The following is a 13229-nucleotide window of genomic DNA, read 5'->3' as shown; positions in this document are numbered from 1 at the left end:
CTTGCTAAAAAGCTCTAATTGCGTTTATAACCTGCATAATCAGCAGCTCTTCGATAAAAATAAGGAACATAGCCGTTACCACCGACGAGTTGGCCGCCTTACCCACACCCTCTGTGCCTTTAGAGGAGTTATAGCCTTTGTAGCACCCTACCATACCAATGGTAAACCCGAAAATCACTGATTTAACCGAAGAAGCGATAATATCTAAAAAGGTAATGGCCTCAAAAACCTGGTAAAAGAAGGTGGTAAGTGTTGTCAGTTCGTTTTGGTGCACATTTAGGTAGCCGCCAAGCAACGACACGAATGTAGTATACATGGTAAGCGCCGGAATCATAAGTGTTGAGGCCAGCACCCTGCTTACCACCAGAAACTTGAACGGGTTAGTAGCAGATACTTCCATGGCATCGATCTGCTCTGTTACGCGCATTGAGCCTAGTTCTGCCCCGATGTTAGAGCCAACCCTGCCTGCTGCAATAAGTGCCGTTACAAGTGGTCCCATTGCCCTTACAATAGCTACAGAAATAAGAGCTGGTAGCAATGCGGTAGCGCCAAAGCCAGCCAACGACGGGCGCGACTGGTTGGTGAATACAATACCAATAATAAAGCCTGTAAGCGAGATAAGGGGAAGTGAGCGAACGCCAATTTCGTAGCACTGCCTTATAATTTCACGAAACTCGTAAGGAGGAAAAAGAACTTCTTTAAAGAAACGCGCTATAAAACGGTATACGCTGGCTAGCTCCACAAATATCTTGTCGAGCCTACGGGTAGTAACATGTCTCCGTCGGGTACGGACGTTTCCCGACTTATCTTTGTCTAAATCCATTTATGCCGTTTAGAGCCGATCGTACTTTTATCTTAACAAGGACAACGACAAAAGTACTTTTTTTTGATACAAACTAGCGACGATTTTATAGCGCCTGCCTAAGCCTTACGAAAGAAAGGTACGATTTTTTGCAAAACAGCGAAATATTTTCAGCTCCGGATACTTGTTTGCTTAACTCAGGAATTCAGTGTTTTTTGAGTGATTCTATCAGAAGTAACACACAGTGAGTGTGTTATATAGAATGATGAGGATAGTTTAGGAATTAATTAGAAAACCAGCTCAAAAAATTATTTGCCGGAAACTCTTCCCGGGTTATCTGTAAGGAAAGCTTTCCAGGATTTAGCACCTTGTTTGGCATTGTTACCTTTCTGGTAGTGGTGGCAAAGGGCCACGCTCAGGGCATCGGTAGCATCAAACATTTTAGGGTCAGGCTGTATCTTCAGGATCTGCACCAGCATGCTGGCCACTTGCTCTTTGGATGCATTACCGTTACCCGTTACCGACTGCTTTACTTTTTTTGGCGCATACTCTACATAAGGGATATCGCGCGAAAGGGCAGCAGCGATAGCCACACCTTGGGCACGTCCCAACTTGAGCATACTTTGCACGTTCACACCAAAGAATGGCGACTCGATGGCCAGCTCGTCGGGCAGGTACTCGTCGATGAGCTGTATCATGCGGTCAAAAATTTTCTTTAACTTGATGGCGTGGTTGCTGTAGCTTTTCAGGTGAATAACGCCATACTGCACCACTTGTACTTTAGAACCAGTTACTTCTATCAGGCCGTAGCCCATAACCTGTGTGCCGGGGTCTATACCAAGTATAAGTTTATTAGGAGGAAGCGCAGAAGGGTAAACCATAAGGCTACAAAATTAAGACAATATCTTGAACATTAATCCAAATAGAAGGTTCCTTTTGCTTTCCGGTAAAATACTGGTGGTGGTGCTCACGCTCTTTTTGCTGCACCAGGCCATTTTTACCACTCCGGATACCTTCCTAAGCTGGAAACAAATCTTACATACAGCCCTCGATAGTTCACTCACAGGCCTGTTTATACTTGTAGCTATCCTTATACCTTTTAACTGGGGCTTTGAGGCGAAGAAATGGCAGCTGCTAGGCAATAAGCTGGAGCCTATGTCTTTTGCACGGGCCTACCGTGCCGTAATGGTAGGGCTTACGCTTGGCTTTATCACCCCTAACCGCCTCGGCGACTACGCCGGCCGGGTGCTGGAGCTTAAGAGCCAGCAACGCCTGGAGGCTATTGGCGCCATCTTTATCGGGCGTTACTGCCAGTTGGTGGCTACGGTGCTGGTGGGCTCGCTTGGCTTGCTTTACTTTATACTTCGGTTTTACTGGGGGCAGTTTCCGGGAGTGGCACTAAGTATACTATTCCTGCTGCTGGTGCTGTGCATTGCTATGCTGGTACTGCTGTATCATGCCAAAGCTATGGTAGCGGTAGTGGCTGCCATAAAGCCGCTACGCACGCTTGTGCACTATGTGGCTATAATGGGAGAATATACTTCTGCTGAGATCTCAAGACTGTTGCTGCTCTCACTGGGCCGGTACTTTGTGTTCCTGATTCAATTTATACTATTGCTTATACTTTTTGGTGTAAGGCTGAACCCGGTAGAGTATGTAAGCGGAGTGGCTGGTACCTTCTTCCTGAAGTCGGTGGTGCCTTCGGTTAGCCTGCTCTCCGACCTGGGAGTGCGGGAGCTCTCGGCTATGTACCTGTTCGGGTTGCTAGGGGAGGGGAGGCTGCATGTGCTTAGTGCCAGCCTAAGCCTTTGGCTGCTGAACATAGCGGTGCCAAGTGCAGTGGGTTTATACTTTGTGCTGCGCCTGCGCCTGGCCCGGAAAGGAGTACCCGCATGATCTGGCTTTTGTCTCTATCGTTACTTGCTTATGCCTGGGTGGTGCTGCGCCGGTTGGTGGCCTGGGTAAAAATGGCCGCCACAACTTTGCCTGATGGGTACATCCCCAAAACCACCATTTCAGTTATCATACCTGTGCGAAACGAGGCGGCTAACATCGTGGCTTTGCTGCAGGACCTGGAGGCGCAGCAATATCCAAAGGAGCTGTTTGAGGTGCTGGTGGTGGATGATCACTCTACCGATAGTACACTTCAACTGTTACATCAATACAATTTAGGTTCCACAATGAGTATGAGAGTGTTGGATCTTGGTGATGTGGCTGGAAAAAGTATGAAAAAGGAAGCCGTGAAGTATGGCGTGGAACAGGCAACGGGAGAACTACTGGTACTAACCGACGGCGATTGCCGTGTAGGGCCAGAGTGGCTGCAGCAGTATGCGCATACGTATGAGACGAAGCAGCCATACTTTATCAGCGGTCCGGTTTGCTTCCACAATACCCATACGACATTTGAGCGCATGCAGTTGGTGGAATTTGCCAGTTTAATCGGTATTGGAGGCGCTTCGCTGGCGTTAAACAAGCCAAATATGTGCAATGGAGCAAACCTGGCCTATCCCAAATTTATTTTTGAGAAGGTAGGAGGCTTTTCGGGTAACGACGGCATTGCCAGCGGCGACGATGAGTTTCTGCTGCACAAGGTGCAACAGCAGTTTCCGGGTAAAGCTGTGTTCCTTAAAAACAATAAAGCTTTAGTTTATACAGATGCGCGTAAAAGCCTGATCTCCTTTTTGTCGCAGCGGGTTAGGTGGGCCAGCAAGTGGCGGTCTTACCAAAGTATAAATGTACAGTTGGTGGCCCTCGTTGTGTTTCTTGTAAACTTTTTACTGTTCCTGTCTATCCCTTTTTTCCTGTTCGGGCATTTACCCCTGCTGGTTTTTGTGGCTGCATATATTGCCAAGTTTGCGATAGATTTTTTATTTTTAGAACGTATACTAAGCTTCCTTAACAAAAAAGAGTACGTGTGGCACATGCTGCCTTTACAACTGGTGTATGTACCTTACGTGGTGTTTACCGGTGTTGCAGGCTTGTTTGGCAGGTACCGGTGGAAAGGAAGAACAATCAGAAACTAATGAGCGATAACGAATTTGATATACTGGACGAGTTATACTTTGTAGCCTCCTATACAGACCTGAAAAGAACGCTGTCCTTAACTGACAATGAGATATGTGCGGCCCTGCAGTCGCTGATCAAAAGAGGCTATGTAAAGATTCTTTACCCTGACCAGGACACTGAGCATGAGTATAACGAGGCTACATTTGGGCAGCACTGCCATGATTACTTTTACCTTGCCACCAAGGCCGGTTTAGTTGTGCATAACTCTAACTGATGGCCACAAAAGCTCGAGCAATGGCGAAAAAAATCTGCAGAATTTAGTGCGGATGCAAAACATTTTTAGCCTTCCGTTGTTCAATAAACCTGGTTTGCCCATCGTTATAGCTACTATCGCGTTCGCTGCGGCTATTCAGGTGTTGTTTGATTTTCTGTGGTTCGGGAGGCAACTTCCGGCACAGACGTGGGGTATGAAGGCAAACAAGGGATTTCAGCTGATAGAGGCGAAGGCTGTACTTTTTTTACTACTTTTACCAAGTATAAGCATTAGTTTGCTGGTGCTGGCCTTTAGCCGTTTCGGTTACTGCCTGCACAGTGCTTACAATTCTAAAACACCGATTTCGAATGGCTGATATAACCGTACCGAGTATACAACAGGAACTTAACCTGAAGAAGCTGGAGTTGTCGGCCTTGCTCGAAATTACGCAGGCGATCAACGACAATCTTCCGGAGCCGGCCCTCTATAAAATTTACCGCTTTACCCTGCTCGCTCAGTTACAGATCAGCCGTTTGGTGTTGTTCGTGCACGACGAAAGCTGGGAGTGCAAAGTATGCTTTGGTACCGAACAGGACTTCACGAAGCACGAGATTCCCGAATCCATACTTGGCATTAAAGAAATCATGCGTACTTCTAAGCTGGATGTAGACAAAAAGTGGCGTGCTTTTGAGATAGTGATTCCGATTTTCCACAACGGTAAAGTGCTTGCCTTTGTAATGATCGGTAAAACGCAGCCCTACCACACCAACATGGAGGCGCTAAGCTTTGTGCAGACCGTCAGTAATATTATGCTGGTGGCCATAGAGAACCACAAAATGGCCCGCCAGCGACTAGCACAGGAGTCTATTCGCCGTGAGATAGAGATTGCCCGCGAGGTGCAGGCCATGCTGTTCCCGAAGTCGCTGCCAAACGACAAAGATGTGGCCATTTACGCCAGCTACATTCCGCATTCATCTATCGGGGGCGATTATTACGATTTCATTGAGATTGATTCGGATAACTTTGTTTTTTGCGTGGCCGACGTGTCGGGCAAGGGGGTGCCGGCATCGCTGCTGATGTCGAACTTCCAGGCTGGGCTCAGAACCATTTTGCGCCAGACCTCTGATCTGAATACAGTTGTGGCCGAGCTTAACAACCTGATCTACCGCAATGCGATCGCCGAAAAGTTTATCACCATGTTCCTGGCACTCTATAACCGCAAGACTAGGGAAATGTGCTACGTAAACGCCGGCCACAATGCCCCGATCCTGCTCTACGAAGACAATACACACCGCCTGCTGAACGAAGGCTGCACCATGCTGGGTGTATTTGATGTGCTGCCGTTTATGTCGGTTACGCGTATTACAGTGCCTCAGAATGCCGTGCTGCTGTGCTACACCGATGGCCTTACAGAAGTCTTTGACGAAGAAGAGGCAGAGTTTGGGGTAGAAGGGTGTATCAAGTTCCTGCAGCGGAATCGTTTCCTGAGTTCTAAAATGCTGCACCTGCAGCTGCTCCGCGAAATAAACCTCTACAACGAAGAAGCCGCTCTCAACGATGACATCACACTGCTGTCGTGCCGGTTTAAATAAGAAAAATTGCTGACTGCTGATTGTTAAAAAGAATAAATCGTAAGTATGCTATCTTTGCAGGTATAGCAATCAACAATCAACAACCTACAGTCCAGCTTTGATCCGCCTCTACAAAACCCCTGCTTTCTTAAAAAAACTGTGGCCAAACTATACCTGGCACAGAGAGGCTACGCAGGAGAAGCTGTTATACTTAACTTTTGACGATGGACCTGTGCCGGAGGCTACTCCGTGGGTGCTTGAACAACTGCAGAAGTATGGCGCTAAAGCTACTTTCTTTTGTGTGGGTGATAATGTGCGGAAATACCCAGAAATAGCCACTAACATCCAGCAACAGGGGCATGTGCTAGCCAACCATACTTTCAACCACTTGAATGGCTGGCGTGCTGAGCTGCAACCATACCTCGACAACGTGGAGCGCTGCCAACAGGAACTGGAAAAGTATACGCTGGATAACTCTAAACTTTTGTACAGGCCGCCCTATGGCCGCATCACCCAAAATCAGGCAAGGCAGCTACAGGGCAAGTATGAGATTATTATGTGGGATGTGCTCACTAACGACTACGATAATAGCCTGTCGCCGGAAAAGTGTCTGCGTAAGTCTATTCAAAGCACCCAAAACGGCAGCATCATCGTATTCCACGACAGTCTGAAAGCAAAACGAAATATGATGTACGCCCTGCCACATTACCTGGAGCATTTCACCGGGCTCGGCTACACCTTCGAGACCCTATGATCGTATCTGTCGTCTATTTTATACTTTTCTTTACCCTTTACATGGTGCTGCTGGTGCTGCTGCTGATCAACCGGAAGCACTACCCCTCCAGGCCTGAAAATCTGCCACACATAAGTATAATCATCGCTGCCCGTAACGAGGAGCACACCATTACCCGCTGCCTTACAGCCATCGAAAACCTGGATTACCCCAAAGACAAAGTGGAAGTGCTGATTGGCAACGACGCCAGCACCGACAGAACACTGGAGGTGATAGAGGCATTCATTAAAGGCAAACCCAACTATAAGTGCATTACAATTAATCAAAGTATAAATCAGCTAAAGGGCAAGCAGAATGTGCTGGCGCAGCTGTCTAAGCTGGCAACGAGTGATTACTTTTTTTACACTGATGCAGACATTGCCGTGCCGCCTACCTGGGTTAATGCCATGCTGGGTGCTTTAAAGGATAAAATAGGCGTTGTGACAGGTATAACTACCACCCAGGAGCATGGCCTCTTTGCTAAGCTGCAGGCGCAGGATTGGCTGTATGCGCTGGGGCTGATGCAGGTGGTATCGGACCTGAACCTGCCGGTAACCACTATGGGCAATAACATGCTGCTGCGTCGCGAGGCTTACAAAGAGGTGGGAGGATTTGAAAGTATAAAGTTCTCCATTACCGAAGACATTGCCATTTTTAACAGGATCTTGCAGAGGGGCTGGGGCTTTAGAAACGTGTACAGCAAAGAGGTTCTGGCCCTGTCTACGCCGGCTGCAGATTTTAATCAGTTTATGCACCAGCGCAAACGCTGGATGAAAGGCTCTATGCACCTACCGGTTTACATGGTTATCATTCTGGTGCTGCACTCAGCTTATTACCCGGTGTTGTTACCCTTTGGGCTTTATACTTCGGCTGGCGTGGTACTGTCTATCTTTATGGCTAAGTTTAGTTTGCAGAGTTTATACTTATATGTATGCCTGCGTCGCCTGCACCGCACAGCACCTTGGTGGCTATACTTTGCGTTCGAAATTTACCTGGTAGTAACCTCCATTGTGCTGCTGGTTTTTTACTACCTGCCGGGAAAGACAATCTGGAAAGGGAGAAAGTATTAGAGAATTACATTCTCTTAAGCAACACCACTTGACCATGGCGAAAATCCTGTGGATCTATTTTAACCTGATAAATCCTGGTTCAGACGATCAACAATTAAATAATTAACTTGCAGCAGTAAACTTTGTAGTACTACATTGGCCATGGCCCGATGTTAAACCATACTTGATACATGCATTTGATTGATTCGCACGCGCATATTTATGCCGAGCAGTTTAAAGACGACAGAGCCGAGGCAGTAAGAAGGGCAGGAGACGAAGGAGTAGGCAAAATCTACATGCCTAACATAGATCATACTTCCATAGATGTAATGTTGGAAACTGAGGCCCAATTTCCGGGGCAATGTATTCCTATGATGGGCCTGCATCCCACCTCTGTTGATAAAGATTTTGAGCGTCAGCTATACTTAGTCGAAGACTGGCTGAGCAAGCGGGAATTCGCGGCAGTAGGAGAGTGCGGCATAGACCTTTACTGGGACAAAACGTTTCTGCCACAGCAGCAGGAGGCGCTAAAAGTACAGGTGGAGCTGGCTAAAAAGTATAATTTGCCCATTGTGCTGCATACCCGCGACTCCTTTAACGAGACCTATGAAATAATTTCCGCTGCCCAGGACGGCTCTCTGAAAGGTATATTTCATTGCTTTTCAGGAACAGCAGAAGAGGCGGAGAAGGTAAAAGAGCTTGGTTTTCTGATGGGCATAGGCGGTGTGGCTACTTTCAAAAACGGAGGCTTGGACAAAGTTCTTCCGCATGTTAGCATAGAACAGCTGGTACTCGAAACCGATTGCCCGTACTTGGCGCCTGTGCCGCATCGTGGCAAACGCAACGAGCCGGTATACTTGACCCTGGTAGCAAAGCGAGTGGCCGAGTTGATGGGCAGAGACCTAGAAGAGGTAGCCGAGAAAACCACAACCAACGCGCTTAACCTGTTCAAACTATAGCCATGGAGGTAGTACAGGTACACATCGATACAGCAACTCCGCTGCACCCGGAGGCGTCTATCCTGATCATTTACACCGGCGGCACAGTAGGCATGGTGTACGACAAGGCGGAACATCACCTGGTGCCGTTTAACTTTTCGCAGATACTGGACCACGTGCCCGAGCTAAGCCAGTTTAGCTATATGCTCACAGTGATGAGCATGGAACCAGCCATCGACTCTTCTAACGTAACTATAGACGACTGGCTGATGCTGGCTCGTTTAATAGAAGAGAACTATGATAAGTATGATGGCTTTGTAGTGCTGCATGGTACTGATACCATGGCCTACAGTGCCTCAGCACTTAGCTACCTGCTCGAGAACCTGCAAAAACCGGTGATCTTTACTGGTGCACAGGTGCCAATTGGTCGCATTCGCACAGATGCCCGCGAAAACCTTATTACGGCGCTGCAGATAGCCGGTACAAAACAAAACGGCAAAAGCGTAGTGCCGGAGGTTTGCATCTACTTCCGTGACCTGTTGTTGCGTGGCAACCGGGCCAAAAAAGTTGAGAGTAGCCACTTCGATGCGTTCAAGTCAGATAACTACCCACCACTGGCCGAAACCGGTATTGATATAGAATACAGCTCCGATAATATCCTTCAACACCCAAGCCAAGGTTTGCGCGTGCATAAGCAGCTGAGTGATAAAGTAGCTATACTGAAGCTCTTCCCGGGGATAACACCACTTACGGTGAAAACAGTTTTACAGGCAGAGGGTCTGAAAGGCGTGGTGCTGGAAACGTTTGGCTCTGGTAATGCTCCATCTGCACCCTGGTTTCTGGAACTGGTACATCAGGCGTTGGATGCTGGTGTGCATATTTTAAACGTGTCTCAGTGCGATGAAGGACGTGTAATACAAGGGCAGTACGAGACCAGTACGCATTTGCTAACCATGGGCGTTATTGGCGGAGCAGACATTACTACGGAGGCAGCTATAACTAAGCTAATGTTTGTACTGGGGCAGGAGCTAAGCTACGAGGAAACAAGAATGCTGCTGTGCGAGAACCTGCGTGGTGAAATAACTTTATAGGAATCTGTAAGTATAAAGCAGGTGCGTTTGCAGATGTGCGTCATTTTACCCTATCTTTGCACCAGATAAAGAGAGCTGTCCGAGTGGTCGAAGGAGCACGCCTGGAAAGTGTGTATACCCCAAAAGGGTATCAAGGGTTCGAATCCCTTGCTCTCTGCCAAAATAAACAAAAAGGCCTCTGCAATGTGTAGAGGCCTTTTTGTTTGTAAAATTTAACTCTGGGTTACTTTTACTTCACCATATTTGTTAGAAAATCCCGCACTTCTTTGGTGTTATAATCGGCCATGCCTTCTTGCTTGGCTACTATCTTACCAGCCGGCGAGATAATAAAAGTAGTTGGAATGGCATTGGAATAAAACTCCTGCGGCAATTGGCTCGCCGGCATGTACACCGGGAAAGTATAGCCCTTCTTCTTGATGAATTTCTTTACCTTCTCCATGCCGCCTTCATCCACAGAAAGCATTACAAAAGCAATCTTCTCGGAGCCTACTTTGTCATACAGCTTTTGGATATTAGGCATTTCAGCGATACATGGCGGGCACCAGGTGGCCCAGATGTTCATAAATACCACTTTCCCTTTCAGGCTCTCAAAGCTTACCTGTTTGCCATCGAGGTCTACCATCTGGAAGCCTGCCCCGGCCATTTCTGTGTTGGCCACTGCTGCTGCGTCTATCACTGCATTGGCGTCCGGGTTTTGGAGGGTTTCCGGCACATCGGCGTTTTTGATACCAGTAGCCAGCAACAGGCGCTGTACTTGTCCTATAGCTTCTGTGTGCAGACCTGTTAGGTATAACACACCGAAAATAGCCAGCATAACTGCCCAGCCTGGTATGTTCTTTATCAAAAATTTATTCTTGTTCATGAGGTTTGTCTTTCTTTAAACGTAGCTAAGATAGCCTAAACTTTTCTGATGTTATGTGACTAAAGTTCCACAGTAATAAAACCTTGCTGCTTCAGGTCGAACATATAGGTTAACCCGTTTGGAGTTATCTCAATACCCTCTACCAGGGTGGCTGGATCAATATTAAACTTCTTTAGCGACATGCCACATAGCATGTACGTAACGCCGGCTGCTCTTCCTTTTTCTATTTCAGCGGCCATTGCTCCATCTTTTTTAAAAGCCTCTACAGACTTTCCGCAGGCCATTACTACAAAGGTTTCGCGGTTATACTTACTCTCTTTTGTAATAGTCTCTGCCGTATTTACAGCGGCTTTCAGGTGGTTAGGCTGGCTGATGAGTACAGCATACTTCTTTTTAGCGGCTTGTGTGGCTGTGTCCTGCTGTGATGTACTCTGTGCAACAGAAGTTGTAGATGCACAGGAACCAAGTAGCAATAGTCCTGTTACGAGTACGGCAGCATAGTTGCCCCGCTGGATTGTGGTTACGCTCTGTCTCATTCTTTTTTTCAGTTCCATTGCTTGGTCAAGGCCATAGTGCACGGCACCATTCACGATGAAGAAGATCAGCACGCCGGTAAGTGCGACGTTCTTGAACAATGGCCCGTAGTCTCCGCTTCCCACCTGTACTGTAAGTGTGATCGGGATTAGTATGGCCAGTAAGCCGGCAGCTGCCAGTTTGGTTTTATAACCCGCCAGCAGCATAAAGCCGCCAAGCAGCAAACCAATACCAGAAAGTATAATAAGTGTTTCGGCTGGTGCCATCCAGGTAGCCAGATGTGCGAATGGAGCATTTTCAAGCCTTGCGGCTGCACCGGCAGTTTTCACAAAGTGACTAATACCTGCTACAATGAAGATAAGGCTGGCCATAATGCGCAGCACCAGGAATGATATTTTTTGCTTCGGAGTAATTTCCATAAGATCCAGTTTTCTTAAAATAACATAATAAATAGGGTGTAGCTATACTTTTACCCAACACTAGTCAGGTAGTAGGCACAGCGCAAGGGCAACAAATCAGGAACAGAATTCTGTCCTTCTGTTGCAATAAAACAAAAGGTTATTTTAAGAGAACCGCGGTGGTTCGGGGTCGTGCTCCAGGTCAGGAGAGAGGTGTTTCCGGACGAGCGGAGTTTTAAAGGCGCGTTTAGCCTGTAAATAAATTAACGGCTCGGCCTGCAGCGCACTTACAAGGGCATACACCTGTTGATTACAGTCGGTGCCTAAGTTAGCTGCGTTATTTTGGTTTTCTGAATGCGTCTGGTGCTTCAGGCACTTTCTTGCACACGTTTTTTTTACAAAACGCTTGCTGTAGCTGCATGCTTTTTTGAGTTCAGCCTGCTGTGCAAAGCTGCGCAGGCTGCTGTTCTTCGGCAGTGCGAAGAGCAGTAACAGGATGCTCAGAAATAACAACAGGTAAGTTCTCATATAAGCTTATTGCAGCACGTAAGCATGTGCAGTATTCATTTCAACAGGGCTTAAGTATAAACCGTTCCGGCCTTCAGGTTTCATAAAAGTATAAAATCAGGATGCCTTTAACAACCCGGTATCACATTCCTTGCTATGCCAGAGTACTTTTTTGGTGCAGCACATCCTGTATTCAGATAATACGCCTGCAATTACTGTAAGTATGGCTGTTCCGAGTATAACCCATTGCAACCCAAATATATCACTGAACACACCAGCAGCTATTGCTCCGGCTACATAGCCGAAGTCGCGCCAGAACCGGAAGATGCCCAGGCTCTGCGGCCTTTGGCTTGGGTGCGTATTCTCGGCCACTACCGACAAAAAGTTAGGGTATACTAAAGCTGTACCTGCACCAAGTATAATAAGCGCCGTCACCAAAATTGGGTAGGAGCCGGCAAATAAAAGTAAGCCGATTGCCACGCCCTGTATCATCATACCCATACTTAGCAATTGCTTTTTGCAAAGCACATCGCCCAGCTTGCCTGTAACCAGTTGGCCCAGGCCCCATACAACAGGGTATATACCCGCTAAAAAGCCCGTTTCAGTTAAGCTATAGCCTTTTGTACTGAGCAGTACCGGTAACAGACCCCAAAGTATACCATCGTTCAGGTTATTTACAAAGCCGTTCAGCGTTACAGATCCTAAGTTAGGATGGCGCCAAGTTGTATCTTTCCAGGTGTTGGGCAACAGCGGGAGTGTAGTTTTAGCTGTTTCCGTTTGCACGTGTGCATGTGTATCGCGCACCAGGAACTGGGTAAGCAGTAAACCGATGATAGAGAAAGCAATACCCGGAACAAAAGCCATGGTTACATCTCCGGTAGCAGAGGCTATATAACCAGCTAGGAAAGCAACCAGGCCCACAGCCAGGTAACCGGCAAATTCATTTATACCCATGGCCAGACCGCGGTTCTTTTCGCCTACCAGGTCAATCTTCATGACTACCGTAGCCGACCAAGCCAGCCCCTGGTTTATACCCAGAAGTAAGTTAGCGATGATCACCCACCACCAGCTATTGGCGTACAGCAGCAGCCAGGGCACTGGCAGGGCAAACAGCCACCCGATCAGTAATAGTTGCCGGCGGGTATACTTTGTGGCCAGCTGGCCCATAGCCAGGTTTGCCGCAGACTTTGCCAGTCCAAATGCAACTATAAAAGAAAGAAGCGCCGTGTGCCCGTTAATGCCAAAAACTGTTTCAGCAAATTCCGGAATTACAGAACGCTCTAATCCTACCATCGAACCAACAAAGCCGTTTACAAGTACCAGCAGCCAGAACTGTCCTGCATTCTTCCTTAATCCAAGCTTTGTTTCGGGTAACTGTGTCATGATTTGTTTTCTAAACCTTTTTAACATGCCTGAAAGCCACAGCATAAATGCAGGTGGCTTTCA

15 protein-coding genes and 1 tRNA gene are annotated in these 13229 nt (G+C 47.4%); 10 read left to right on the top strand and 6 right to left on the bottom strand.

Annotated features, from left to right (window positions below):
- Positions 1 to 4: 4 nt before the first annotated feature.
- Positions 5 to 823 carry an MlaE family ABC transporter permease gene (locus tag H8S84_RS16200; protein ID WP_187068423.1) on the bottom strand — a complete coding sequence of 273 codons (819 nt, stop codon included), beginning with the start codon at positions 821 to 823 and terminating at the stop codon, positions 5 to 7.
- Positions 824 to 1110: 287 nt separating this feature from the next.
- A complete protein-coding gene (ruvC, locus tag H8S84_RS16195; protein ID WP_187068422.1) occupies positions 1111 to 1683 on the bottom strand; it encodes a crossover junction endodeoxyribonuclease RuvC in 573 nt (190 codons plus the stop codon).
- A 25-nt stretch (positions 1684 to 1708) separates the two neighbouring features.
- Between ruvC and H8S84_RS16190 the strand changes: the two genes are divergently transcribed.
- From H8S84_RS16190 to H8S84_RS16145, 10 genes are all read left to right on the top strand, one after another.
- Positions 1709 to 2698: a lysylphosphatidylglycerol synthase domain-containing protein gene (locus tag H8S84_RS16190; RefSeq protein WP_187068421.1), complete on the top strand. Its 990-nt coding sequence runs from the start codon at positions 1709 to 1711 to the stop codon at positions 2696 to 2698.
- The gene (locus H8S84_RS16185) at positions 2611 to 3825 is read left to right on the top strand and encodes a glycosyltransferase (protein WP_230407221.1); all 1215 of its coding nucleotides are present in this window, start codon (positions 2611 to 2613) and stop codon (positions 3823 to 3825) included. The genes H8S84_RS16190 and H8S84_RS16185 overlap by 88 nt, the downstream gene beginning before the upstream one ends.
- A complete protein-coding gene (locus H8S84_RS16180; RefSeq protein WP_187068420.1) occupies positions 3825 to 4082 on the top strand; it encodes a hypothetical protein in 258 nt (85 codons plus the stop codon). Before H8S84_RS16185 ends, H8S84_RS16180 begins: the two co-directional genes overlap by 1 nt.
- Before the next feature lie 52 nt (positions 4083 to 4134).
- Positions 4135 to 4437, top strand: a complete 303-nt coding sequence (locus H8S84_RS16175) for a hypothetical protein (protein WP_187068419.1) — start codon at positions 4135 to 4137, stop codon at positions 4435 to 4437.
- On the top strand, positions 4430 to 5653 hold the full coding sequence (locus tag H8S84_RS16170; RefSeq protein ID WP_187068418.1) for a GAF domain-containing SpoIIE family protein phosphatase: 1224 nt from the start codon (positions 4430 to 4432) through the stop codon (positions 5651 to 5653). Before H8S84_RS16175 ends, H8S84_RS16170 begins: the two co-directional genes overlap by 8 nt.
- Before the next feature lie 97 nt (positions 5654 to 5750).
- Entirely contained in the window at positions 5751 to 6386 is a 636-nt protein-coding gene (locus H8S84_RS16165) for a polysaccharide deacetylase family protein (protein WP_187068417.1), read from the top strand.
- On the top strand, positions 6383 to 7474 hold the full coding sequence (locus H8S84_RS16160; RefSeq protein WP_187068416.1) for a glycosyltransferase: 1092 nt from the start codon (positions 6383 to 6385) through the stop codon (positions 7472 to 7474). Before H8S84_RS16165 ends, H8S84_RS16160 begins: the two co-directional genes overlap by 4 nt.
- Before the next feature lie 170 nt (positions 7475 to 7644).
- Positions 7645 to 8412, top strand: a complete 768-nt coding sequence (locus H8S84_RS16155; RefSeq protein ID WP_187068415.1) for a TatD family hydrolase — start codon at positions 7645 to 7647, stop codon at positions 8410 to 8412.
- A gap of 2 nt (positions 8413 to 8414) precedes the next feature.
- A complete protein-coding gene (locus tag H8S84_RS16150) occupies positions 8415 to 9482 on the top strand; it encodes an asparaginase (RefSeq protein ID WP_187068414.1) in 1068 nt (355 codons plus the stop codon).
- Between the two features lie 69 nt (positions 9483 to 9551).
- A tRNA-Ser gene (locus H8S84_RS16145) sits at positions 9552 to 9642 on the top strand.
- A gap of 69 nt (positions 9643 to 9711) precedes the next feature.
- On the opposite strand, the gene H8S84_RS16140 is transcribed toward H8S84_RS16145, so the two are convergent.
- The 4 genes from H8S84_RS16140 to H8S84_RS16125 all read right to left on the bottom strand — a co-directional run bounded on the left by H8S84_RS16140 (position 9712) and on the right by H8S84_RS16125 (position 13166).
- A complete protein-coding gene (locus H8S84_RS16140) occupies positions 9712 to 10344 on the bottom strand; it encodes a TlpA family protein disulfide reductase (protein WP_187068413.1) in 633 nt (210 codons plus the stop codon).
- A gap of 59 nt (positions 10345 to 10403) precedes the next feature.
- Positions 10404 to 11297, bottom strand: coding sequence for a DsrE family protein (locus tag H8S84_RS16135; protein WP_187068412.1), 894 nt, complete (start codon positions 11295 to 11297; stop codon positions 10404 to 10406).
- Positions 11298 to 11441: 144 nt separating this feature from the next.
- Positions 11442 to 11804, bottom strand: a complete 363-nt coding sequence (locus H8S84_RS16130; protein WP_187068411.1) for a hypothetical protein — start codon at positions 11802 to 11804, stop codon at positions 11442 to 11444.
- Between the two features lie 96 nt (positions 11805 to 11900).
- A complete protein-coding gene (locus tag H8S84_RS16125; RefSeq protein WP_187068410.1) occupies positions 11901 to 13166 on the bottom strand; it encodes an MFS transporter in 1266 nt (421 codons plus the stop codon).
- Positions 13167 to 13229: the final 63 nt, after the last annotated feature.

It is taken from the genome of Pontibacter cellulosilyticus, from assembly GCF_014306105.1.
In the GTDB taxonomy this organism is placed as follows: domain Bacteria; phylum Bacteroidota; class Bacteroidia; order Cytophagales; family Hymenobacteraceae; genus Pontibacter; species Pontibacter cellulosilyticus.
This window is presented reverse-complemented; position numbering and strand designations above follow the sequence as displayed.

Excerpts from the sequence above, each read along its gene's own strand:
- H8S84_RS16140 (WP_187068413.1), bottom strand. The coding sequence starts at position 10,344 with ATGAACAAGAATAAATTTTTGATAAAGAACATACCAGGCTGGGCAGTT.
- H8S84_RS16135 (WP_187068412.1), bottom strand. The coding sequence starts at position 11,297 with ATGGAAATTACTCCGAAGCAAAAAATATCATTCCTGGTGCTGCGCATT.
- H8S84_RS16175 (WP_187068419.1), top strand. The coding sequence starts at position 4,135 with ATGCAAAACATTTTTAGCCTTCCGTTGTTCAATAAACCTGGTTTGCCC.
- H8S84_RS16130 (WP_187068411.1), bottom strand. The coding sequence starts at position 11,804 with ATGAGAACTTACCTGTTGTTATTTCTGAGCATCCTGTTACTGCTCTTC.
- H8S84_RS16125 (WP_187068410.1), bottom strand. The coding sequence starts at position 13,166 with ATGACACAGTTACCCGAAACAAAGCTTGGATTAAGGAAGAATGCAGGA.
- H8S84_RS16155 (WP_187068415.1), top strand. The coding sequence starts at position 7,645 with ATGCATTTGATTGATTCGCACGCGCATATTTATGCCGAGCAGTTTAAA.
- H8S84_RS16170 (WP_187068418.1), top strand. The coding sequence starts at position 4,430 with ATGGCTGATATAACCGTACCGAGTATACAACAGGAACTTAACCTGAAG.
- ruvC (WP_187068422.1), bottom strand. The coding sequence starts at position 1,683 with ATGGTTTACCCTTCTGCGCTTCCTCCTAATAAACTTATACTTGGTATA.
- H8S84_RS16160 (WP_187068416.1), top strand. The coding sequence starts at position 6,383 with ATGATCGTATCTGTCGTCTATTTTATACTTTTCTTTACCCTTTACATG.
- H8S84_RS16200 (WP_187068423.1), bottom strand. The coding sequence starts at position 823 with ATGGATTTAGACAAAGATAAGTCGGGAAACGTCCGTACCCGACGGAGA.
- H8S84_RS16150 (WP_187068414.1), top strand. The coding sequence starts at position 8,415 with ATGGAGGTAGTACAGGTACACATCGATACAGCAACTCCGCTGCACCCG.
- H8S84_RS16180 (WP_187068420.1), top strand. The coding sequence starts at position 3,825 with ATGAGCGATAACGAATTTGATATACTGGACGAGTTATACTTTGTAGCC.